Annotated in this window: 26 protein-coding genes and 1 tRNA gene; 15 read left to right on the forward strand and 12 right to left on the reverse strand. The window is 61.3% G+C overall.

Going from position 1 to position 20,337, the window contains the following annotated elements:
• Positions 1 to 114: 114 nt before the first annotated feature.
• Genes RB548_RS19565 through RB548_RS19575 form a run of 3 tightly spaced genes read right to left on the reverse strand, consistent with a single transcriptional unit; the run spans position 115 to position 3,112 of the window.
• Positions 115 to 846 (reverse strand): copper homeostasis protein CutC, encoded by a 732-nt coding sequence (locus RB548_RS19565; protein WP_331372854.1) that lies wholly within the window; start codon positions 844 to 846, stop codon positions 115 to 117.
• Entirely contained in the window at positions 843 to 1,754 is a 912-nt protein-coding gene (locus RB548_RS19570; protein ID WP_331372855.1) for an ROK family protein, read from the reverse strand. Before RB548_RS19570 ends, RB548_RS19565 begins: the two co-directional genes overlap by 4 nt.
• The gene (locus RB548_RS19575; protein ID WP_331372856.1) at positions 1,751 to 3,112 is read right to left on the reverse strand and encodes an amidase; all 1,362 of its coding nucleotides are present in this window, start codon (positions 3,110 to 3,112) and stop codon (positions 1,751 to 1,753) included. The genes RB548_RS19570 and RB548_RS19575 overlap by 4 nt, the downstream gene beginning before the upstream one ends.
• A gap of 360 nt (positions 3,113 to 3,472) precedes the next feature.
• Between RB548_RS19575 and RB548_RS19580 the strand changes: the two genes are divergently transcribed.
• Positions 3,473 to 4,210 carry a sulfate transporter family protein gene (locus RB548_RS19580; RefSeq protein WP_331372857.1) on the forward strand — a complete coding sequence of 246 codons (738 nt, stop codon included), beginning with the start codon at positions 3,473 to 3,475 and terminating at the stop codon, positions 4,208 to 4,210.
• A 68-nt stretch (positions 4,211 to 4,278) separates the two neighbouring features.
• Positions 4,279 to 4,488 carry a SlyX family protein gene (locus RB548_RS19585; RefSeq protein ID WP_331372858.1) on the forward strand — a complete coding sequence of 70 codons (210 nt, stop codon included), beginning with the start codon at positions 4,279 to 4,281 and terminating at the stop codon, positions 4,486 to 4,488.
• 196 nt (positions 4,489 to 4,684) lie between these two features.
• On the opposite strand, the gene RB548_RS19590 is transcribed toward RB548_RS19585, so the two are convergent.
• The 3 genes from RB548_RS19590 to RB548_RS19600 all read right to left on the reverse strand — a co-directional run bounded on the left by RB548_RS19590 (position 4,685) and on the right by RB548_RS19600 (position 7,140).
• Complete coding sequence (locus RB548_RS19590; protein ID WP_331372859.1) at positions 4,685 to 5,677, reverse strand: BMP family lipoprotein; 993 nt, start codon at positions 5,675 to 5,677, stop codon at positions 4,685 to 4,687.
• Positions 5,678 to 5,915: 238 nt separating this feature from the next.
• The gene (msrA, locus tag RB548_RS19595) at positions 5,916 to 6,569 is read right to left on the reverse strand and encodes a peptide-methionine (S)-S-oxide reductase MsrA (RefSeq protein ID WP_331372860.1); all 654 of its coding nucleotides are present in this window, start codon (positions 6,567 to 6,569) and stop codon (positions 5,916 to 5,918) included.
• Between the two features lie 253 nt (positions 6,570 to 6,822).
• Positions 6,823 to 7,140 carry a hypothetical protein gene (locus RB548_RS19600; RefSeq protein ID WP_331372861.1) on the reverse strand — a complete coding sequence of 106 codons (318 nt, stop codon included), beginning with the start codon at positions 7,138 to 7,140 and terminating at the stop codon, positions 6,823 to 6,825.
• A 378-nt stretch (positions 7,141 to 7,518) separates the two neighbouring features.
• Here RB548_RS19600 and RB548_RS19605 point away from each other — a divergent pair.
• Both RB548_RS19605 and RB548_RS19610 read left to right on the forward strand, forming a co-directional pair.
• Positions 7,519 to 7,608, forward strand: a tRNA-Ser gene (locus RB548_RS19605).
• 476 nt (positions 7,609 to 8,084) lie between these two features.
• Positions 8,085 to 8,417: a hypothetical protein gene (locus RB548_RS19610; protein ID WP_331372862.1), complete on the forward strand. Its 333-nt coding sequence runs from the start codon at positions 8,085 to 8,087 to the stop codon at positions 8,415 to 8,417.
• 16 nt (positions 8,418 to 8,433) lie between these two features.
• Here the strand turns inward: RB548_RS19610 and RB548_RS19615 are convergent, their stop codons facing one another.
• Positions 8,434 to 8,871, reverse strand: a complete 438-nt coding sequence (locus tag RB548_RS19615) for a terminase small subunit (RefSeq protein WP_331372863.1) — start codon at positions 8,869 to 8,871, stop codon at positions 8,434 to 8,436.
• 726 nt (positions 8,872 to 9,597) lie between these two features.
• Here RB548_RS19615 and RB548_RS19620 point away from each other — a divergent pair.
• The 11 genes from RB548_RS19620 to RB548_RS19670 all read left to right on the forward strand — a co-directional run bounded on the left by RB548_RS19620 (position 9,598) and on the right by RB548_RS19670 (position 15,959).
• Entirely contained in the window at positions 9,598 to 10,719 is a 1,122-nt protein-coding gene (locus RB548_RS19620; RefSeq protein WP_331372864.1) for a hypothetical protein, read from the forward strand.
• Positions 10,720 to 11,054: 335 nt separating this feature from the next.
• The gene (locus RB548_RS19625; RefSeq protein ID WP_331372865.1) at positions 11,055 to 12,026 is read left to right on the forward strand and encodes an AraC family transcriptional regulator; all 972 of its coding nucleotides are present in this window, start codon (positions 11,055 to 11,057) and stop codon (positions 12,024 to 12,026) included.
• A 314-nt stretch (positions 12,027 to 12,340) separates the two neighbouring features.
• On the forward strand, positions 12,341 to 12,577 hold the full coding sequence (locus tag RB548_RS19630) for a hypothetical protein (RefSeq protein ID WP_331372866.1): 237 nt from the start codon (positions 12,341 to 12,343) through the stop codon (positions 12,575 to 12,577).
• Between the two features lie 162 nt (positions 12,578 to 12,739).
• Positions 12,740 to 12,880, forward strand: coding sequence for a hypothetical protein (locus RB548_RS19635; RefSeq protein ID WP_331372867.1), 141 nt, complete (start codon positions 12,740 to 12,742; stop codon positions 12,878 to 12,880).
• Complete coding sequence (locus RB548_RS19640; RefSeq protein ID WP_331372868.1) at positions 12,877 to 13,371, forward strand: hypothetical protein; 495 nt, start codon at positions 12,877 to 12,879, stop codon at positions 13,369 to 13,371. Before RB548_RS19635 ends, RB548_RS19640 begins: the two co-directional genes overlap by 4 nt.
• Positions 13,368 to 13,868, forward strand: a complete 501-nt coding sequence (locus tag RB548_RS19645) for a hypothetical protein (protein WP_331372869.1) — start codon at positions 13,368 to 13,370, stop codon at positions 13,866 to 13,868. Before RB548_RS19640 ends, RB548_RS19645 begins: the two co-directional genes overlap by 4 nt.
• Before the next feature lie 18 nt (positions 13,869 to 13,886).
• Positions 13,887 to 14,459: a thermonuclease family protein gene (locus tag RB548_RS19650; protein ID WP_331372870.1), complete on the forward strand. Its 573-nt coding sequence runs from the start codon at positions 13,887 to 13,889 to the stop codon at positions 14,457 to 14,459.
• A gap of 27 nt (positions 14,460 to 14,486) precedes the next feature.
• On the forward strand, positions 14,487 to 14,966 hold the full coding sequence (locus tag RB548_RS19655) for a hypothetical protein (RefSeq protein ID WP_331372871.1): 480 nt from the start codon (positions 14,487 to 14,489) through the stop codon (positions 14,964 to 14,966).
• Positions 14,967 to 14,991: 25 nt separating this feature from the next.
• On the forward strand, positions 14,992 to 15,264 hold the full coding sequence (locus RB548_RS19660; protein WP_331372872.1) for a hypothetical protein: 273 nt from the start codon (positions 14,992 to 14,994) through the stop codon (positions 15,262 to 15,264).
• A gap of 18 nt (positions 15,265 to 15,282) precedes the next feature.
• Positions 15,283 to 15,582, forward strand: a complete 300-nt coding sequence (locus RB548_RS19665; RefSeq protein WP_331372873.1) for a hypothetical protein — start codon at positions 15,283 to 15,285, stop codon at positions 15,580 to 15,582.
• A 14-nt stretch (positions 15,583 to 15,596) separates the two neighbouring features.
• Positions 15,597 to 15,959 (forward strand): hypothetical protein, encoded by a 363-nt coding sequence (locus RB548_RS19670; RefSeq protein WP_331372874.1) that lies wholly within the window; start codon positions 15,597 to 15,599, stop codon positions 15,957 to 15,959.
• A 296-nt stretch (positions 15,960 to 16,255) separates the two neighbouring features.
• Here RB548_RS19670 and RB548_RS19675 read toward each other — a convergent pair whose 3' ends face one another.
• From RB548_RS19675 to RB548_RS19695, 5 genes are all read right to left on the reverse strand, one after another.
• Positions 16,256 to 18,010: a YfjI family protein gene (locus RB548_RS19675; protein WP_331372875.1), complete on the reverse strand. Its 1,755-nt coding sequence runs from the start codon at positions 18,008 to 18,010 to the stop codon at positions 16,256 to 16,258.
• Positions 17,997 to 18,932: a DUF7146 domain-containing protein gene (locus RB548_RS19680; RefSeq protein WP_331372876.1), complete on the reverse strand. Its 936-nt coding sequence runs from the start codon at positions 18,930 to 18,932 to the stop codon at positions 17,997 to 17,999. Before RB548_RS19680 ends, RB548_RS19675 begins: the two co-directional genes overlap by 14 nt.
• Positions 18,929 to 19,249, reverse strand: a complete 321-nt coding sequence (locus tag RB548_RS19685) for a hypothetical protein (protein ID WP_331372877.1) — start codon at positions 19,247 to 19,249, stop codon at positions 18,929 to 18,931. Before RB548_RS19685 ends, RB548_RS19680 begins: the two co-directional genes overlap by 4 nt.
• 3 nt (positions 19,250 to 19,252) lie before the next feature.
• Positions 19,253 to 19,873: a hypothetical protein gene (locus RB548_RS19690; protein WP_331372878.1), complete on the reverse strand. Its 621-nt coding sequence runs from the start codon at positions 19,871 to 19,873 to the stop codon at positions 19,253 to 19,255.
• Positions 19,874 to 20,012: 139 nt separating this feature from the next.
• On the reverse strand, positions 20,013 to 20,309 hold the full coding sequence (locus RB548_RS19695; RefSeq protein WP_331372879.1) for a helix-turn-helix domain-containing protein: 297 nt from the start codon (positions 20,307 to 20,309) through the stop codon (positions 20,013 to 20,015).
• Positions 20,310 to 20,337 lie beyond the last annotated feature (28 nt).

The following is a 20,337-nucleotide window of genomic DNA, read 5'->3' on the forward strand; positions in this document are numbered from 1 at the left end:
GTTGCAGAAGCCTCGAACTTTGCAAATGGCAATCGGTTGCAGCGAGCGCTGCAGCCCCTCCCCCTTGTGGGGAGGGGTTGGGGAGGGGTACCTCGGAGTCGATTCGATCCAAAATCAGGTCTGAAAGGCTCCAAGCCGCGCCTTCAGTGCCTTGACCGTCGCCGCATCCGTCCGGCGCCGGTCTCCCGAGACGAAGCCCATCGCCACCAGCCGGGGATCTTGAGCCGGCTCACGAACGGAGCAGGAGGAATGAACCTCCGTGACGGCGAGGCTCGGCAACAGCGCATCGATCGTGTCGACGGTAATGCCGGAACCGGGCATCACGGAAATTCTGCCTGCCGCCAATTCGATGAGCCGCGCCAGACTGTCGACCGCCTCCGGCGCGCTTTTCGCGCCGCCCGAGGTCAGGATCCTTTCAAAGCCGAGATCTTCCGCGATCGCCATCGCCTCGGCGAAATCCGGAACGAGATCGAAGGCCCGATGAAGCGTCAGCCCCAATCCCGCTGCGTGGCCGGCAAGCTTGCGGAGCATCTGCGCGTCGAGCCGGCCATCGGACAGCGATGCGCCGAGGACGACGCCGGCAAGCCCTGCATCGCGGGCTGCATCGATGTCCCGGCGCATGGCATCGAGATCGGCAGGGCCGTAGACGAAATCTCCGGGACGGGGCCGGATCATCGCATAGACCGGCAGCGGCGGCGGGCCGGCGAGCGCCATCAAGCCCGGGCTTGGCGTCAAGCCGCCGACGGCCAGGGCCGAGCAGAGCTCGATACGATCCGCGCCGCCCTCGATCGCCGCCATCAAGCCGTCCGTGTCATCGACGCAGACCTCGAGCAGGATGCCGCTCATGTGACCTTTTCTCCGAAACCGAGCAGTGCAGCGCCGATCAGGCCTGGCTCCAGCCGGCATTCCCCGCGCACGACGAGCGGCCGGTCGAAGCGCCGGAGGATGCGGCCGCGCACGGCGCCGTCGATTTCGGCAAGCAGGGCTTCGGAGTTGGAGAGCCCGCCGCCGACCGGAACGATTGTCGCACCGGTTATGTTGACGACGAGCGCCAGCGGCGAACTGATGAGATCGACGAAAATGTCGATCGTGCGCGCTGCTTCGTCATTCCCGTTCTGCCAGGCGTCGATGACCTCGTGGCTGGAGAGAGACGTATCGTGCACCGTCGTGTGCAGCCTTTCGAGCCCGCGCGCCCCGCCCACGGTGTCGACGCAGCCGCGTTGCCCGCAACCGCAGTCGAAGATCGGTATGGCAATGGGCGGATGTCCCGCCTCGGACGCGAGGGCGGGCGCATGCCCCCATTCTCCGGCAAAGCCGCCATCGGCGTTGATCAGCTTGCCGTCGACCACCAGGCCGCCGCCGACCCCGGTGCCAAGGATCGCGCCGAAGACGATCCGGTGATCGCGCCCCGCGCCGATGCCGGCCTCGGCGAGCGCGAAGCAATCGGCGTCGTTGGCGATCACCACGGGCAGGTGCAAGGCGGCCTCGAGCTCGGCGGCAAGCTCCCGGCCGTCGATACAGGGAATATTGGCGCATTTGATCCGACGGGTCTGCGGATCGATGACGCCGGTGATCGAGATCGCCACGCTTTCCGGCAGGCCGCCCGCCTCGTCGAGCACCGACTCGAGCGTTGCGACGAAGCGGCGAAAGTCGCTAAGCGGCGTGGTGCGCCGCGGCAGAGGGAATATCCGCTCCGGCGAATGTGTGATCGCGCCTTTGATCGCGGATCCGCCGATATCGAAGCAGATGATCATGCGCCACCCCGGATGATCGCTTCGGCAGCAAGGGCTGCGCTAAGCAGCCGGTCGTCCTGGTGGTGCGGTGCGGAGAGCAGCAAACCGGCCGGCATGCCGGCAGCGCCTGTACCGCAGGGGATGGAGATGCCGCAGAAATCGAGGAAATTGCCGATCAGCGTGTTGCGCAGTGTCTTGGCATTCACCTTGAAGAAAAGCTCGTCGTCGGAAAGAAGCGGCGTGATCGGCGGGGCGACATGCGGCAATGTCGGATGCGCGATGAGTTCGCCAGGCGCAAGGCTCTCTACCGTTTCGTGGATCAACTGGTCACGTGCATCGAGAAGGGCGATGTAATCACTGAGGGCGATCTTCTCGCCGAGTCTCGTGCGAGTGACGACGCGCGGATCGATCCTCGCCGCTTCGGGACCGGCGAGGCGCTCGCGGTGGAGGGCATAGGCTTCCGCCGTCACCAGGGCGCCATGGCGCGCCGTCAGATCGAACACGGCGGCAAAGCTCGGGAAGGGCGCGCGCCTGACCCGGACGCCCGCCGCCTCAAGCCTTTTGATTGCTGCCTCGAAGGCCGCGACCACCTCCGGTTCGGCGTCGTCGAAGACGATCGTTTCCGGAACGACGATCGAGAGATCGCTAAGGTCGGCGCGGCGGATGACCGGCGCCGTCAGGCTGTGCATGGCGGCATCCGCCCAAACTGCATCCTGCACCGTATGGCAAAGCGGGCCGAGCGAATCGAGGCTCTCGGCGAGCGGAAACACGCCTTTCATCGCATAACGGCCGCGCGTCGCCTTGTAGCCGACGATGCCGGTCATTGCCGCGGGGATGCGCACCGAGCCGCCCGTGTCCGTGCCGATCGCAACCGGCACGAGGCCAGCGGCGACGGCTGCGGCGGAACCGGAGGACGAGCCGCCGGGGATCCGGTGCACATCCGGCGATGCCGGATTGCGCGGCGTGCCATAGTGCGGATTGATGCCGAGACCGGAAAAGGCAAATTCGCTCATGTTCGTCCGGCCGACGCTGACCATCCCGGCGGCAGCGAGTGCGCCGACGACGGCCGCGTCTGCCGCTGCGGGCGGGTTGTCCTTGAAGACGATGGAACCCGCCGTCGTCACGCTGCCGGCAAGGTCGAAAAGATCCTTCCAGGCGACAGGCAGCCCATCGAGCAGACCGAGCGCACGCCCAGCCTTGAGCCTATTTGATGCCGCCTGCGCTTCCTTGAGTGCGCGTTCGCGCGTCAGGCCAACGAAGATCGACTGGTCCGGATACGCCTCGATGCGATGAAACGTTTCTGCGGCGAGCTTGACAGGATCGAGCTTGCCCGATTGGACGAGGACGGCGAGGCTCGCGAGGGTTTTCTGGCTGGTCATTTGGTCTCCCTGGCTGGCCGCGGGTCATTTCCGGCGCAACACAGCCCTGCATCGAATTTAGGCATAGCATATCGCCCTGCGTCACGTTTGCCAGCGCCCGGGACCATGATCCGCGATTTTCGCCGGCGGCGAGACGGCGGGGCGGCGCGGCTTGCAACGCGCCGCAGACCGGTTGCTGTCGGCAACCGCTGCCTATCTTGTCGTTCGCAATCGACCTGCCTACATGGGCTTGAGCCACCTTCTGCATGTTTCCTTGAATCGCAGCCGATGTAAGGATGAAAACATGCAGCAATTCAAAGTGCTACAGCGTCCCTTGCGCGTCTGACAAGACACGCTGCGCTGTTCCGATGGAGAGCGGTCATGATCATGGATGCGGCGCGACTTGCCTTCGCCAATCTCTTCGCGGCGGAGACCCGCTCGGTGTTCTGGAAAGTGCTTGGGCTGACGCTTCTTGCGCTCATCGCCCTTTGGTTCGCCCTGCGCGAAGTGTTCGTCTGGCTCGCCCTCCCGTGGATCGACACGCTGATGCCGGGCACACCCGTCTGGGCCGGCTGGCTCACATTCATCGTCGGCATCTTCGCGAGCCTGGGTCTGGCCCTGGCGCTTGCCCTTTTGCTCGCGCCGGTCACCGCGCTCATCGCCGGCTTCTTCCTCGACGACGTCGCCGAGGTGATCGAGACGCGCGACTATCCCGATGGCGCGCCGGGCAAGCCGCTGCCACTTGTGGCGGCAATGACCGGATCGGCGAAATTCCTCGGCGTCGTCATCCTCGGCAACATCGTTGCGCTCCTGCTGCTGCTCGTGCCGGGCGTCAATCTCATCGCCTTCTTCCTCGTCAACGGCTACCTGCTCGGGCGGGAATTTTTCGAGTTCGCCGCAATGCGCTATCGTTCGCCTTCCGAGGCGCGACTCTTTCGTGTCAAACACCGCTCGACCGTGTTTCTCGCGGGGCTCGTGCTGGCGGCGTTCCTGGCCGTACCGCTGCTCAACCTGCTGACACCGCTCTTTGCTGCCGCCATGATGGTGCATCTCCACAAGATGCTTTCGGCACGCGATCCCGGCTTTTCGGCGGCTCAAAAGGTGGCAGCCGGCGCGTGATCGTGACCGCTTGACAGCGCGGTCGTCTTGGACGACGAGAACCAGACGCCGGACGCAGGAGTAATCACATGAGCGACGCCGACAATCGGATCACGCGTCTCGAAGAAATGCTGGCGCACCAGGCGAAGACCATCGAGGAGCTTTCGGACCAGCTGGCCGAGCAGTGGAAGGTGGTCGAACAGACCCGGGCGAAGCTTGACCGCCTGACGGAGCGCTTCCTGAGCCTCGAGGAACAGACGCGTGATGCGATACCGGTGACCCGCCCGCCGCATTACTGAAACGGTCGGGGGCGTGGAATGCGGGCGGAAGCCGCGTTTCATGATGCTCCGACTAGAGCGCCGGGCGTTGAAATGAACGCGAATCTAGAGCATCTTTTCTGCTTTCAGTGGTCCCCCTTGAAGCAGGTTGCTCTGGAAACGAAAAGGCCGCCTGCTTCATCGAAGCAGGCGGCCTCTTGATGTCAGGTCACCGCAATTAGTAGGGGCAGGATTCGGTGCTCATGTAGTCGTGCACCTGCACCTTGCCGGCAATGATGTCGGCCTTCACCTTTTCGACCGCATCGTGCATTTCCGGCGTGATCAGAGCCTTGTTGTTGTCGTCGAGCGCGTAGCCGACGCCGTCTTCCTTGAGGCCGAGGTTGGAAATGCCAAACTCGAACTTGTCGTTCTTGGCCGCCATGAAGGAATCATAGACGGCGACGTCGACGCGCTTCAGCATCGAGGTCAAGACCTTGCCCGGCTGCAGCATGTTCTGGTTGGAATCGACGCCGATGCCGAGCTTGCCGGCATCCGCTGCCGCCTGCAGCACGCCTACGCCGGTACCGCCGGCGGCATGGTAGACGACGTCCGCGCCCTGATCGATCTGGGATTTTGCGATTTCACCGCCCTTGACCGGATCGTTCCAGGCGTCCGGCGTCGTGCCGGTATAGGCCTCAAGCACCTTGACGTCCGCGCCGATCGACTTGGCGCCGCCGACATAGCCGCAGGCGAACTTGTGGATCAGCGGGATGTCCATGCCGCCGACGAAGCTGACGGTCTTCGACTTGGAGGCGAGGCCGGCGAGCACGCCGACGAGGTAGGAGCCTTCCTGCTCCTTGAAGACGATCGATTTGACATTCGGCTTTTCGACCACCATGTCGATGATCGCGAACTTCGTGTCCGGATATTCCGCGGCAATTTTCTCGAGCGATGCCGCCCAGTTGAAGCCGGCCATTACGATTGGGCTGTTGCCGTCGCTGGCAAAGCGGCGCAACGCCTGTTCGCGCTGCGCATCGTTGGCGATTTCGAATTCGCGGTATTCGATGCCTGATTCGGTCTTGAACTTTTCGGCGCCGTTAAAGGCCGCTTCGTTGAAGGATTTGTCGAACTTGCCGCCAAGATCGTAGATGATCGCCGGCTTGATGTCGGCGGCCAATGCCGTCGCGGACATCATGGAGAAAGCAAAGAGACCGAGAATGGTTTTTTTCATCGTGCAGCCCTGTTGTCGCTATTGATCTTATCGGGTCTGGCGGCAGTCCAACGGGGGCCTGAACGCGCAGCCCGCCCCTCTCTTGTTAAGGCTTGGGTGGGCGCATCCTTGCACGGCTTCCGCAAAAAAACACTCAAAATTTTTCAGATGGTAAAAAAGTTGCGGCGCCCGGCGCACAGCCGCCGGACGCCGGTTCCAAGAAGCAAATCGGCACGCCGTTTCCGGCAGGGCGACAAGCCTAGCGGCCGATCGGACAGCTGACGCCGGTGCCGCGAAGGCCGCAGTAACCGTCGGGGTTCTTGGCCAGATACTGCTGGTGATAGTCCTCGGCAAAATAAAGTGGTCCGGCCATGCCGATTTCGGCGGTGATCTCACCGCCGTGGTCGAAGGCATTCAGAGCCTTCTGGAAGGCGTCGCGCGCAGCCTTCGCCTCGCGGAGCTGTTCCTCGTCATAAACATAGATCGCCGAGCGGTAGGTGGTGCCGATATCGTTGCCCTGCCGCATGCCTTGGGTCGGATCGTGTTCCTCGAAGAAGGCCTTCAGCAACCTTGCGAAGGAGACCTTTGTCGGATCGTAGACGACGAGCACGACCTCCGCGTGGCCCGTGAGCCCGGTCGTGGTCTCCTGATAGGTCGGGTTCGGCGTCAGCCCGCCGGAATAGCCGGCGGCGGTCACGTGGACGCCCGGGATGTTCCAGAGCAGCCGCTCGGCGCCCCAGAAGCAGCCCATGCCGAAAAGCACCTTCTTCATCCCGTCGGGGTAGGGACCCTTCAGCGGACGTCCGGAGACGAAGTGTGTCTCTGCCGTCGGAGTCTCCTCCTCGCGCCCGCGAAGTGCGGTCTCGGCGTCGGGCAGGATCGTCTTCTTGTTGAACATGTCGATCAGAAACATCTGCGGCTCCTTTCGCGCGCGGAAAGCGTCGACGACCGGCTAGAGCAATTCCAGGAAAAGTGTGTCACGGTTTTCCGTCCGGAATTGCGTGTTTCAAAGAGTTAGATCATTTCGCTGTTTCAATGAAACAAATGAAATGATCTGGAGCGCCGCGCGTTCGGACGAACGCGCAAAGGACGCTGTGGCACTTTGAATTGCTGCATGTTTTATCCCTAAATCGGCTGCGATTTAAGGAAACAAGCAGTAGCGGCGATCAGGCGGCAAATCGCCCGGCGGCGGGGCGTTTCTTGTAGCCCGCCATCCACAGGATCAGGGCGAGCGCCAGCAACACCGCGAAAGCAGGCCGGGCAAAGAGCCATTGCAGCGCCGTCAACCAGAACGCCGGCCCGGCATCGGTGCGTTGCAGTGAGTGCACCCAGTTAAGTGCTTCCGGGCCAAGAGCGGATATGGCATCGGCGAGCGAGGTCATCGCCGGCTCTGACGCGGCAACCGACTGTATCGAGTCGACGGTCCCGGCAAGCACGGCCACCGCCAGCGCGAGAAAGCTTGCAAGCTTCAGCAGCAACCGCATCTTCGTCCTTTTGGCCGCCGTGGCACGTTGCGCGTCCGATGCGCGCTTTTCCGATCATCTACGCTGCTGCATGTCTCCTTGGATCGACCTCGATTTAAGGACAAAGACATGCCGCAGTTCAAAATGCTACAGCGGCCCTTGCGCGTCCCTAAGACGCGCGGCGCTGTAGTGCGCCAAGAAATAGGCGCCGCAAGTTGCGAGCGCAATGGCCGACTTCGCCAAGGCCATCTCACAAGATGTCAATAAACTGTCAGAAACCAGTTGATCCCGCGCAAATCATCGGTATATATCGCGCCCGTCCGCCGGTTCGTCCGGCGCACGCCGGAAGAGTTCGCTCTTCCCCATCCAGCCGGACTGACCAGCGGCTGTTTCAAGGATGGACAGGTGGCCGAGTGGTTGAAGGCGCACGCCTGGAACGCGTGTATACGTGAAAGCGTATCGAGGGTTCGAATCCCTCTCTGTCCGCCATCGATTTTTCGTAAATAACGGAAATGGCTCTGTTTTTCGGAATGACGGTTTCGCCACTTGCACCTTGGCTTGCACCTTCGGCATTTGTGGTGGCGCTATTTGCGCCGCCTAACAAGACAGCGTTACGCAGCAGGATCGGAACAACGTCAGAATGAAACCGGTGCTACAGAAGGACCGGAAAGTAAGCCGCGTTCAGGCACCCTGGAGCTATGGACGAACGGTGTCATCGGGGCGGGTGGCTCTGACATCGAGCTTGAGCGAGGACTGTCCAACGCGTTCTCAGCAGTGTTGAAACAGTTCTTTGCCATGTTCATCGAGAGCCGCAACTAAATGGCCGGGTTAACGAAGGTCTTGCATATGCAAAGCCAAATCAAAGCGCGCTCATAACTTCTGCCTTATTAATCGCGCCGGTCTTGTCGGCACACGCGCAGACGCCCGCTGATCAATCAGCGTTAGCCTACGTCTGCAACTTCAACATGACGGCAGTTGCGAACTTCGACCCGATATCAGGTGACACGCCTTACGCCATTAAGGAAGAAGGCTTCGAGTTGACGTTCGCCGCCATCGACTTTGCTGCTAACAAGGCGCAACTAATTGGCAATCAGGGAGCGGCTGACGTCTATGCCGCTCGTGCATTCGGTTCGACTTTGTTTATCGAGCAAACGCCTTCCGGCAACACAAACATGACCACGATCATCAACGCCGACACAAACGGGCGCATCCGAGCGGTCACGTCGCGTCATGTTGTTTGGCCTCACGGTGGTGCCGTTGTGTCGCAAATGAGCGGGACCTGCATCGCCAAGAGCTAAATGTGGGAGGTTGGGCTTACGCCACCTTCGGGCAGAACCGCGCCTTCCATTCGGCGAGACTTGTCTCGGGGTCGATGGGATAAGGTTTCGGCACCGGGCCGGGCGGTTCTCGCCTGATGCCCCGGCCCCCGGGGACGATAAAGCCGAGCAGCTTGGCCTTCGCCATGGTTGCCACGATGGCGACGGCGTAATTCCGGTCCGCCATCGCCGATAGCCGCGCGTCCTCCAATTCCAGCACCAGTTTCTCGACCGTGAGATCAAGCCGCTTCGCCTGCTGCGCCTGCAATTCAGCGAGGCGGAAAGCGACCTTGATATTCCCTGCTAAACGCGAGGCGGCTTCATCGGCGGTATCGCCGCGCGCCGAGTACCCGGCTTCGATATAAGCCTGCCGCTGCGACCGCCCCTCGGCAAGGTGACGGCAGAAGGCTTCCTGTCGCGGCGAGAGTGCGTCCATGCTGGCGAGGATAGCCGCATTGCCCCTCAAAGGCCATTTCCGGGCCTTGCATCGCGGGATACGTTGCGTTCGAACCGCGTGCAGTACACCCCAGCGCTTCCGCCATTTAGATGGCTCGCCCGGTTAAGCGTCCGCGGCGCGGTCAACCAACATCTGGTAGAAGACATCGGCCGCATTCTGCGGAGAGGATGCGGCGAACCAATACGGCTCTGTCGATACGACCGACTGGGGTGCATTATCGTCAGCCGGGGTCTCGTAAACGGCGCACGCCACGCCTGCTACAGTATTGAGGGCGATCTCGAATACGCCGCAAGGCCTTCCGCTTCCGACTCGTCGAAGATCTGCAACATGTAACCTTCATAGCTGCCGCGTCCGGCTCGCCGATGATCCGGCGCGTTTCGGCCTTGGCCGGGACATCGGTCCATCACAGCCATCATCCGGCCTGTCCCGCTTGGACTTTCGCCCTTTCCGGCGTCGAGCCGCCAGAACCTTCCGGCACCAGCAGCGGGGGCCGACGAAGCTCCGGATGGAAAGCGGTGGCTGGATCTGCGGGGCGATCAGCGGATTTTTGCACAGTGCGTTCGCCGTTTTGTTCGTTGTCGGCTAAGCGTAAGTAATTGGCAGCTCAGAGCAAGTTAGCCATCTCACATAACGATACGTTAACCCGTATATAGCGGGCGTTCAGTGGCCCTCTAGGCATTTTTGTTGGCAGCGGGCTGCTACCGAATGCGCAACAAGCCGCTGAACACCCAACGATCATTCAACAGTGCCGGCGCGACCTGGCAGCCTAGCAGCAAGCTATGGCGCATTGGATCCGCGTGGGCAATCGAAAGGAACGACAGATTGAAACGTCTCGGCTATCTCATAGCTACCACAGTCCTCTGCGGGCTTGTCGGTAGCGGCGGCGCTGCCGCAGAAACGATGAAATTCTCCTCCACGCACTCTGCTGTCGCAACGAAGCTGACCCGTTACACCTGTGGTCGCAGCCGCGTGCCGTCCTTCTCGCAGTCGTGCGAAAGGAGTAGTGGGGCTGCCCGCGGTGACGCCCGTACGGTCGGCAAGTCCGGGTCGGTCGGCAACTCCGATGATACGCCCAGCAAGTCAGGTACGTCTGCTGCGGCGGGCAAACCCGGCTCGTCGAGTAACGCGGGCAGTTCCATACAGGCTCCCCACACACCCAGCCGTGCAGGTGGCAGCGGCTCCGGTGGCAACGCCGGCGGCACCGGCGAGACCGGCGGCACTGGCGGCACCGGCGGCACTGACAACGCCGGCGGCACCGGCGGCACCGGCGAGACCGGCGGCACTGGCGGCACCGGCGGCACTGACAACGCCGGCGGCACCGGCGGCACTGGCAACGCCGGCGGCACCGGCGACCAAGGCAAGGACAAGCCGGGCAAGGACAAGCCCAGCAAGGACAAGCCAAGCAAGGACAAGCCGGGCAAGGACAAGCCGGGCAAGGACAAGCCCAGCAAGGACAAGCCCAGCAAGGACAAGCCCAGCAAGGACAAGCCAAGCAAGGACAAGCCGGGCAAGGACAAGCCGGGCAAGGACAAGCCGGGCAAGGACAAGCCCAGCAAGGACAAGCCCAGCAAGGACAAGCCCAGCAAGGACAAGCCAAGCAAGGACAAGCCGGGCAAGGACAAGCCAGGCAAGGAAAATGGGGGGAATGGTAACAGCAATCCGGGCGGTCAAGGTAACAATGGCCACGGCAATGACCCTGATGGCAATGACAGCAGCAACCCCGGCAGCTCGAATAACGGCGACGGCTCTGATGCCGACGGGACCGCGGATAACAGCGGCGGTCAAAGCCACGGCGGCCTTTCTGGTGGCGGCAAGAACAAGAAATAGCCAGCGCTGCTGAAGGCGGGCCGAGGGCGGCCCGCTCTTGGCGGTTTACACGGAGCGGAATCGGTAGGAAAGCTCGTGGCGAGCCTCGCTAGGGGGAAGGGCTACGGACTGCCCTCGCAAAACGCTCAACAGGCTAGATCGCTGCGACGGCTTGTTGGTGATGCGCGCGCAGGTTTAACGGCCATGTGCCACCTCACTTGCGCCAAGCTGCCAAGTGGACCATAGTCTGGTCGTGAGATTGGCGGTAGGCAGCGGTGGTTACGCTTCACGACGGCCCGATCGTTCGAAGACTGGCGGCCGTTCCGACCGCAATGGGCCTTGCTGTACGCCTCGCTGTGGCGCATCTCGAACGGTTGGGAATAAATCCCGCACCATTGCTGTCCCAGTCGGGCTTATCGGAGGCCGATCTCGCCAGCCACAAGCGCATCAGCAGCATGTCGCAGATCGAGTTTCTGGGACGGGCTTCGCGCGCCGCCAAGGACAACTGGATCGGTCTCACGCTGGCGCAGGACTTCGACCTTCGTGAAATTGGGATGTTGTACTACGCCGCAGCCTCGTCACCTTGCCTTGGCGACGCCCTACGGCGGGTTGAACGATACGTTCGCGTTGCGAACGAGGCGCTCGCCATCCAGATCGACAAGGCGTCGGTCTGCCGTCTCGGACTGACCTATGCCGGGGTTCCCCGACATTTGGACCGGCATCAGATCGAATGCCTGGCGTTTGTGCTCTTACGCCTTTGCCGTCAGGTTGTCGGCCAAAAGCTTGTACCCCTTCGAGCAAGTTTCGTTCACCACCGTTCGGGCGATGTGCGCGCGATACGGCGACAGTTCGGTTGCGACATCGAGTTCGGCGCTTGTGCCGACGAAATCCACTTTGACGCTGCGATACTGGAGCTTCCCCTTGTCGGGGATGACCCGTTCCTCAACGAGCTGATGGTGAAGATGTGCGAGAATGCCATCTCGGTCCGCACCTCGAACATTAGTCCCTTTCGCACCCTCGTCGAAAATACGATAGCCCCGCTCCTCCCCCATGCCGAGGCGCGAGCCAAGACGGTGGCGCGGCGGCTCGGACTGAGCGAGCGGACCCTCGCCCGCCGGTTGGCGGAGGAAGACATCAGCTTTGGCGAAATCCTCGACGAGCTGCGCCGCGACTTAGCCATGCGCTACCTCGAAGAGGAGAACCTGCAGGCTTCGCAAATTGCCTGGCTCTTGGGGTTCCACCAGGCGAGCTCATTCAGCCATGCATGTCGTCGCTGGACAGGAAAAAGCCCGTCGGAGTTTCGAGGCCGCCCGCTTCTCTCCGCCTAGCAAACCGACGAGAGTTTGCTTTCGCAGGTCGTGGCTAACGATCGAACCTTGTTGTCCGCTGCCAATGTTTTGGGCCTTTCTGCCAAAGGCCTCGAACTGATCCTTGCCGCCTTGCAATGGCGCGCGTTCTCCGTGATGCAGGCTCCCATCAGGCGACCTGAAGGGCCGCCGTGGTCGAGGAATGGCCGCCGACCGCGTGAAGCAATGCCACATGCGACAAACGTTATCCGCTGAAGAGCCCCCAGTGATGTCGGTGCACATATGGCGTGCGTAAACGGACGGAAAAAGGCTTCGAACCCCCAGGAGTGACCAGCGTGAACCGTGCCTACCGCAACCTGCTTCCGGACGAGCGCGCCGCCCTGCAGGCCTTCGCCGACGCCTACGGGCGCCGCTGGCGTGACGTGCTTGATAATGTCTATTGGTACAACGCCCGCATCTGGCGCGGCCCGGTCGAGGGGCAAGGAAACATCCTGCACGCAATCCGCAACGAATTCGGCCCGACTTGGCTCCACAAGGTCTGCGACATCAAGCAGAGATCGCGTGTCAGATAAAAGTGACCGAAATGGCCAACAAAATCATGTTGGCGTCAACTCGAAGAAGGCAGGGAACCATGAATTGGCTTCGTCACGGTGCTGCTCTGGCGGCAAGGCAGCCTGTGCCGATCGCCAAGCGGATCGAATGTTCGAGCGCTTGAAGGTGATGGCTGGCGATCCTTGCCGACCTTCGACAGCGAGGCCGATGCAAACGAAGCGGCTTATCTGTGGTCACAAGCGCTCGGGTTTAGCGTCGAGGCGAAGAAACGCCGCACCATTCCCGACGACAACAACGCAACAGGAAGAACATCGAAATTATGAAAATCCTTATCGCAACGGCATACGCCATCGCAGCCGCTACCATTCCGGCCAAGGCTGCGGCAACCGATCCCATCATTGCAAACGTCAAACAAAAATGCATTGCCAAATGGACGCGTGGCGAGGCCGATGACTATTCGATGATTGCTTATTGCATCAAAACAGAGCTTGAAGCACTGGCAAAGATCAATGCGATATCAACACCGACAACGGGCCAGACTTACCTCGATACAGCAACGGAAAATCCCGAGGATTGGACATATTCATGCCAATTCAAAGGACAGCCGAAAATGACGTTCACACGACCATCCGCAGTCATTCATATGGTCGAGGTCGCAGGCATTGATGGCTTATGGCGGCTGAACGTTGGAAGCCAATTCGCCATCGCTGAGATCAAGGGCCGCGAGCATATTTTCTGGACACACGGAGCATCCGTCGAGATTGACGGCAAACTTTACAAAGGCACGTGCACAACACCGAAGGTGGCTCAATGAAAAGGGCCGCAATCATCAGCGCATTCTTCGCGGCATTTGCCGGACAGGCGGCGGCGAAGGACGCTTCATTCACCTTTACCGCCAAATATCAAGGGATTGAATTCCAGATTGATCGTCTGTCGGCGGAAGAATGCGCCAAGCTGATTGCCAATCCTGTCATCGATCTCATTACCGAGGATGGCACGGCGATCATCGTGCCCGCCAACGAAACCAAGCGTTCGTGCTCCTCGCCCCTGGACAAGAAGGGAGCCGAGGAGCCGGATACGGTGCTCAAATTCATCGGCTTCCCGCCGGTCAACGTCTACGATGGCGACCGCATACAGATGGGCGACGGGCCGAAGGTCGATCTCAACATGGCTGCGCAATACTGGACGTGGGAAGACGACAAGCGCTCGTATTTCATGGTCGACAATCTGCAGGTGACCGACAAGAAAACCGGCAAATCGACCTGCTATCAGGAAGTAGAAAAGCAATTCTCCTGCGACGTTAACCCCTAAACCACGGCAAATCCCAAAATGAAGAAAATGCTTCTCGCGGCAGCAATCGCTGCCGTGACCGTCCCTGCGCATGCCGCGAACGTCAATCTCGTCGATGGCGATACCATCAAGCTCGGCGGAAAGACCATCCGCATCGTCGAGATCGATGCGCCCGAAACCTACAAGCCGCGCTGCGAACTGGAACGCAAACTCGGCTACGAAACGAAGGAGCGGCTACGGCAATTGCTCGACGCCGGAGACGTCACCTACGAGGCGACCGGCACCGACCGCTATGGCAGGACGCTGGCGCACGTCTACGCAGGCGGCGTCAATGTCGGCGAGCAATTAATGATGGAAGGCAGGGCGCTCAGATACCGGCCCGGTGCCATGGCCAAGGCCGAGCGCGTCTCCATCTGGTGCGGCGTCGATGCCAGCACGGAGGTATTCAAGGCAGCGCAGCCGCAGCAAGCCGCCGCCGCCGCCGCCGATAGCGACATGACCTACCGGAACTGCAAGGAGGCCCGCGCAGCCGGTGCCGCCGCGCTCTATGCCGGTAGCCCCGGCTATTCCTCGAAACTGGATCGCGATGGCGATGGCGTCGCTTGCGAATGAACGCATCTACTAACTGAGTGACAGCAAATGAAGAGCATCATCATCGCGGCGATTGCCGCGCTCATCACCATTACAGCACAAGCACAGACGTCGGGTTTCGGCGAAAATGACAAACTTATCTGCCGTGCTACCGATACCGAATGCATCAAGAAAGTCGAAGCGGAAGCAGCGCGCGATTTGAAGCAACGCATTTTTTACAGATTAGAGCCTTGGGAGGTCGAATGCATCCGAAGCAAATTTGGACATGACGCCGTCGCAGCAAATCCCGTCGGCGCAATGGTAACATCAAATATTTCCGAAGAAGTACGGAATAGCACTTTGATCAAGTGCCTTCAGGAAGTGGAAGATCGCCGCGCAGAAGAAAAGCGCCGTTGGTGGCACGAACAAATCGAGTTTTGGGGTATCATAGCCGGATTGTTTGTTATTGCTCCTATTGTTGGACTGATAGTTGCCGCGATGTTCCTTGGCTATCTCGTTCGCCTCTTCCGCTTTACTGCCAAAATCTGAAATCTCGACAACGCAGGCATAACCCATGAAAACGTTGATCCTTTTCACATTGATCGCGGCTGGACTTTCCGGCTGCATGACAGCCACCGAACGCGCCGCCCGCGATGACGCTGAATGTCAGAGCTACGGCGCACGGCCCGGCAGCGACGCCTATGTCAATTGCCGCGTTGCGCAAGGCAGCATACGGGCACAGCAGGCGCAAGCCAGCGCACAACGCCGCATGGCTTCACAGCAAGCCTACTGGAACACCGTCAACAGCATGAACATGGCCCGGATGCGGGTCTATTCCGCCTATTAACAACAGGAGTGATGAAGCATGAAAGCAATGGAAGACAATCGCCTGCCCCGCGCTATTGCGCTTTTGGAATATGTCGGCACGCATAGCACAACAATCACTTACGGCGAATTCGCCGACATCATAGGCGGCATGATCGCGCAAGGCGTCGGGCATTTTCTAACGAAGGAAGTTGCACCCTATTGCCGCGCCAATGGCCTGCCGCCGCTTTGGGTTCTGATCGTCAACGCCAGAACCGGGCAGAATGGTTACAAGGCCGAAGCGACGCCCGCCGACATTGCTGCCTGCTACGCCTATTTTCGCCCGCGCAAGGCGTCCTAACGGTTCCGTTTCCGTTGGTGCTGCGCAAAACGGAAAAGGCGGGGTTTCGTCGGCGAACGAGACCCCGCCGCAAATCGCCAAATCAGGAGTTAACGCCTATGGATGCTACCACCTCATCCAAACAGCCGCGCAATGGCGGCGCACTATTCTTTGCTCATGCTGCCTACATTCTGGCGGTCTTGGTATTCGCCCTTGGCGTTTGCCGCCTTGTCGTCGGCTTTGCCATCATCAACGGCAATCTTGGCGCGGATGCATTGGCGCGATACGCGCCGGGTTCGGCAACAACCGGCCAGCTTATCGACAAGAGCATTTACGGGATTGCTTTCGCAATCGCCCTGGGAACACTTGCAGAAATCGCAAAGTGCGTGCGCCGTTGATCGCCGAGATAGAAGATAATTTCGGGCAATGGTCCGACATCGACGTTGCCGCCCCCTCGCCGAAGGGAACGCTCGTGCCCGGCTGACAACTCCGGTTGCTGCCGCTTGCTGCCCTCCCTGGCCTTGACCGTTCTTCCCTCGCTTTTCCATTCGGTCGCGTGCGACGGAAAAAATCGTAAATGCTTAAGGCGACACCCCTCAAAACCATCAAAACATATCCCATGAAGTGTGCGCTCATTGTGCTCTACCGGTGATAAGGGTTTTGAAGGTTTTGAAAGGCCTTGCTTTACGTGTTTTTAATTTTTTTCGAGTTTCGGGTTCCAGACGAATTTGTTGCTTGGCCGACCGCCGGAACTACTCTCCGGCGTAACGATCCGGCGGCAGTAGCAGGCCTCGATCAGATGCTCGGTCGCTTCCTCGACCACCTCGCGGTCGGTCAATCCGGCCCATTGCTTTTGGTGAATGTCGCGGAGCGAAAACGTCTCCGGCAATTGCCGCCGTCGCTCGATGATCAGCCGCGCTCCGTCCTCGACCAGTGAGCGCCCGGAGGCATAGAGGCGGTCAGCGTGGTTCCTGAGATAGCCGGCCCAGTCGAGAGCCCGTTCGAGTGCCGGGATGCCGACCTCGAACAGCTTGTCCGGCATGGTCTCGGCAAGCTCGAAGATCAGCGCCAGACTGGCGACGGTCTGCGGCATCTTGAGCAGGTGGCTTTCCATCACCGGAGACAGTTCGCCGCCGTCGATGTCCTGATGGTGGATCATCTCCATCCAAGCCTGATACAAGTCCTGAGCATCGAGCGAGAAGCGCAGTACCAATGGCACGGTCTGGGCGGCGGAAAGCGCATGGATACGCTCGAAGACTTGGGCATAGGTCTTGCGATTGTCGGCGTTCGGATGCCGATCCACCCACTTCCAAACTGAGCGACGATCGGGCCAGACCGCGAGCTGTAGTCGCTGGATCATGCCGTCATCCCTAGCCCCGGTGACGGCGGCGTGGACAAGCGCCGCAATCCGACTCGGCTGAATGCCGCCGATGATCGAAAGCGTTGCGTGCTCGATCGGGATGGTGCCCCGGCCGATGCGGTCGTAGACGAAGGACGTATCGCCGGTCCAAGCTTCGAGATAGAAGCTCCGGTCCTCTTGGTAGCGCTCGTTCTCCATGCGGGCGATCCAGCCATGCAGTTCATCGCGGACCAAGATGAGCCCACGCGGGTTCTCGTTGAGCAGTTCGCCGAGCTTCTCGACCGTGGCGTCGTTGACGATCAGACGCGGGCAGGGAGAGCCGCTGTCGTCATCGTCTTCCACTTCGGAGAGGATGTCCCGTGCTGCCGCCTTGTCGCCCTTGCCATAGGCTTTGCTGGCCCGCTTTCCGGCATCCTTGCGCTTGAGCTTGGTGAGTTCCGCGTCGATATCGGCGGCGTGCCGCGCCTCGGTCCATTCCTCCCGGAGCTGTTTTTCGATGGCATAGAGCGGAGCGAGAGCCGCCTTGATGGCCGGTGTCTTCATCGATCCCGGTCGGCCGATCAGAGCCCCCCAAAGGTTCGGCACGACCTCCCAATCGTCGTGCTGTTTCGGAGCGATCCGGATGCGATTGCCAGCGAGCCCCGACAGCCCCACGAGCGCCGCCACCGCGACGAAATCGACCGGGCATTGCTGACGTTCGGCGATATCGAAGACATAGGCGGCAAGCGCCTCCGGCAGCATCCCCGCGTCGAACCTCTTGACCGGCGGCAGCGGCGTCAGGATCGATTGCGGATCGGGCCAAGGTTCCTGATCATCCGGTTCCGCCTGGCCATTTGGCTTCGATCGGCCCTGGTAATCGAAGCGCTGTTCGCCCGTATGAGGATGATCTTCGCTGTTGCGATCGGGTTCTGGCGGAGGTTCATCGCTTTGATCGGCGTTGTGATCCGTGTCCGGCCGTGGCCCGTAGCGGGTGTTGCTGTCGTAATCCCGCTTCGGCTTCGGCTTCGGTTGATAATCGTCCCGCCATTCGCCCGTTACCGGGTCTCTTGTCGTGCGGTCGGGTTCGGGCGGGGGTTCACGCTTCGCCATAGTCCTGTCCCTCCTCGGGTCGCATGAAAATCCGGATGGTCTTGCCAGCCTCGCGCCAGCGCCCGGCGCAGCGCCTGGCGGCGTCACGGCCGGTTCCGGATCGGTCATGATCGGCATAGATCGTCAGTTCGCGGACGCGCTCGATCACCGGGAAGGCCTCAAGCGCCACGGCGCTCCCGAGTGCCCATATCGGCATGCCGCGCTCAAGGAGCTTCAAGCCGGTCTCGACCCCTTCGCAGATCGACAGGCGGGAAAGGACGCGCTCGTGCGGGGTGAGCTTCACCGCCTTACCGCCGACAGCTCCCCACATCGCCTTGTTGCCGTCGCCGCGTCCCCAAATGCGGCTAACCGCCTGAACCGGCGGATCGAGGAAGGGATCGGCGGGAATGATCGGCTCGAAGGCTGCAAGAAGCGCCGGAGCGGGAGCGCGCTTCAAAGGGTCGTCCTTGGGGAATGAGCAGCGCGGATGGAAGCGCAGCGTCCGGCGGCGCAGGTAGTCCTCGGCCGGGAGCTGAATGCCGCGCCCGTTGAGATAGGCTTCGGCCCAAGTCCCTTTGCTGTCCTCGCTCTCGCGCCAGAGCCTCGCGACGAACGCCTGCATCGGTCGCCGCTCTTCGTCGTAGCGCCGCCTTCTCTCCGCATCGCGCCGTTCCATGGTGGCGCGCTCTTCCTCGGAGACGGGTTCGACCTCGCCATCGCGCTCGACGCTGCCGGTGATGTCGCAGCGGGCGCACTTGAACGAAATGCCTCGATGCAGGTCGCCTTGCCTATCCTGCCATTCGTACCGCCACAGGCGCAGCACGTGGCGTTTCCTGTTCCTGAGCGTATGCCGGTCCGGCCCGCATTGCGGGCAGGCGACATCGGCCCTGACATGATAGCCGATCAGCGATTCGAGCGTTGCGAAGTCGAGCGGGACGGTCATTGCAGCGTCCCCGGCTCGGTCGTGGTGAACGCAAGCCCGTCGTCGATCTCGTCCCATTCGATGACGGTGACCCGGATTCTGAGCATCGTCGCCACGTCCAGCATGAAATCGTCGCGCGCCCGCCGGTAGGCGGCGAGCATCCGTCTCGTGGCTTTCGGTTTGCGGATATGGTCGAACGGCAGGTCCGGGTGCCATTCGGCATGGAAGGCGTTGCCGTCGAACGAAAAGGTTGCCTTGAAGCCGAACGGCAGGGAAAAGGCCCGGCGGTACTTCGGCCTGCGGCCCGTGGGGAGGCTGCCGCGTTTGTAATGTTCCACGGCTCACCTCCTCTCCGGGAGGCCGGTCGCATCGAGCAATCCGGCTTGAACGGCGTTGAGCCAGCGCACCGGGTCGAGGATCGTGTCGGTGCGCCATGACGGATCACCCATCGCGAAGGCGAACGCCGCTGCCCTTGCCTCCTCGAACGGCGCGGGTCCGAACGATTGCTTGCCGCACGAAGCAGTCCAAGCGTCACGGCCTGCGGGCCATCCGATGTTCGAGAGCCACGCGAGAGGCCGTTGCGTCTGGTAGCCGGGCCATTGCCCGTGCGATCCGGGCACGCGTTCCAGCCTGCCATCGGTCACCTTTTGGGTGACTTCGTTGACCTTGATCGCGACAAGCACGGAAAAGGGGTCTCGACCGTCAAAAGCCCGGTCGCTGGACTCAATGTTTTCAAGGACTTGCGATGGGGGTCGACACCCCGGATGGCACAGGACACCGGACGGGGTTCCGGGCAAGACTCTGCCTCCAATAAAATCAATGGCTTGGCGCTTGCGGCTGCTCAGCACCCTGCGGGCCTTGCTGCGGCAGCTTTCCGAGCAGAACCGCTGCCCCTTGCGGTCGAGCGTGACGCCGCAGTAGCGGCACTTGGTGAGCGGCTTGAGCTTGCGGGAAATCGACATGGCGGTGTGACCTCGTCATCTGGAGGCCGGGCCTTGCGCGAAAGATGCTCGGGAAGTACCGTCGAGCCGTTCAACTGCTTATGCTTAAGACGAATTCTCCCCTCGCCCCGTCGCGCTTTCAGAGCCCGGCGGGGTTTCGTTATGCATTCCTAATTGCGGTGCGAAGATCGGCAAGCTCGCGCTCGGCCTTGGCGGCGCGGCTCTCGGCATCGCTCAGCATTTGCATGGCAACGCTGCCTCCCGGAACCGGCTCCAGACCAAGGAAGCGTAGGATTTCGTCGCGCAGGATCACCCGCCCGAGAATGGTCTCGCGGGTCTTGAGCTTGCCTTCCTTGATCATGCGATAGATCGAACTGCGGTGCCTTCCAAGCACCAGAGCCGCTTGCGTCGGCGTGTAGCTGAATTGATCGATGGTCGGTTTAACGTGCTCGGGCATGGTCGTCTCCAATGGAGAAACTGGGGAA

This window comes from Sinorhizobium chiapasense (assembly GCF_036488675.1).
GTDB lineage: Bacteria > Pseudomonadota > Alphaproteobacteria > Rhizobiales > Rhizobiaceae > Sinorhizobium > Sinorhizobium chiapasense.

Coding starts and splice junctions, on each gene's coding strand:
- RB548_RS19570 (WP_331372855.1), bottom strand. CDS start 1,754: ATGATCATCTGCTTCGATATCGGCGGATCCGCGATCAAAGGCGCGATC.
- RB548_RS19690 (WP_331372878.1), bottom strand. CDS start 19,873: ATGTCGATTTCCCGCAAGCTCAAGCCGCTCACCAAGTGCCGCTACTGC.
- RB548_RS19585 (WP_331372858.1), top strand. CDS start 4,279: ATGAGCGACGCCGACAATCGGATCACGCGTCTCGAAGAAATGCTGGCG.
- RB548_RS19620 (WP_331372864.1), top strand. CDS start 9,598: ATGCGCAACAAGCCGCTGAACACCCAACGATCATTCAACAGTGCCGGC.
- RB548_RS19655 (WP_331372871.1), top strand. CDS start 14,487: ATGAAGAGCATCATCATCGCGGCGATTGCCGCGCTCATCACCATTACA.
- RB548_RS19575 (WP_331372856.1), bottom strand. CDS start 3,112: ATGACCAGCCAGAAAACCCTCGCGAGCCTCGCCGTCCTCGTCCAATCG.
- msrA (WP_331372860.1), bottom strand. CDS start 6,569: ATGTTTCTGATCGACATGTTCAACAAGAAGACGATCCTGCCCGACGCC.
- RB548_RS19695 (WP_331372879.1), bottom strand. CDS start 20,309: ATGCCCGAGCACGTTAAACCGACCATCGATCAATTCAGCTACACGCCG.
- RB548_RS19645 (WP_331372869.1), top strand. CDS start 13,368: ATGAAAAGGGCCGCAATCATCAGCGCATTCTTCGCGGCATTTGCCGGA.
- RB548_RS19640 (WP_331372868.1), top strand. CDS start 12,877: ATGAAAATCCTTATCGCAACGGCATACGCCATCGCAGCCGCTACCATT.
- RB548_RS19565 (WP_331372854.1), bottom strand. CDS start 846: ATGAGCGGCATCCTGCTCGAGGTCTGCGTCGATGACACGGACGGCTTG.
- RB548_RS19665 (WP_331372873.1), top strand. CDS start 15,283: ATGAAAGCAATGGAAGACAATCGCCTGCCCCGCGCTATTGCGCTTTTG.
- RB548_RS19615 (WP_331372863.1), bottom strand. CDS start 8,871: ATGGACGCACTCTCGCCGCGACAGGAAGCCTTCTGCCGTCACCTTGCC.
- RB548_RS19600 (WP_331372861.1), bottom strand. CDS start 7,140: ATGCGGTTGCTGCTGAAGCTTGCAAGCTTTCTCGCGCTGGCGGTGGCC.
- RB548_RS19580 (WP_331372857.1), top strand. CDS start 3,473: ATGATCATGGATGCGGCGCGACTTGCCTTCGCCAATCTCTTCGCGGCG.
- RB548_RS19650 (WP_331372870.1), top strand. CDS start 13,887: ATGAAGAAAATGCTTCTCGCGGCAGCAATCGCTGCCGTGACCGTCCCT.
- RB548_RS19610 (WP_331372862.1), top strand. CDS start 8,085: ATGACGGCAGTTGCGAACTTCGACCCGATATCAGGTGACACGCCTTAC.
- RB548_RS19590 (WP_331372859.1), bottom strand. CDS start 5,677: ATGAAAAAAACCATTCTCGGTCTCTTTGCTTTCTCCATGATGTCCGCG.
- RB548_RS19680 (WP_331372876.1), bottom strand. CDS start 18,932: ATGACCGTCCCGCTCGACTTCGCAACGCTCGAATCGCTGATCGGCTAT.
- RB548_RS19675 (WP_331372875.1), bottom strand. CDS start 18,010: ATGGCGAAGCGTGAACCCCCGCCCGAACCCGACCGCACGACAAGAGAC.
- RB548_RS19660 (WP_331372872.1), top strand. CDS start 14,992: ATGAAAACGTTGATCCTTTTCACATTGATCGCGGCTGGACTTTCCGGC.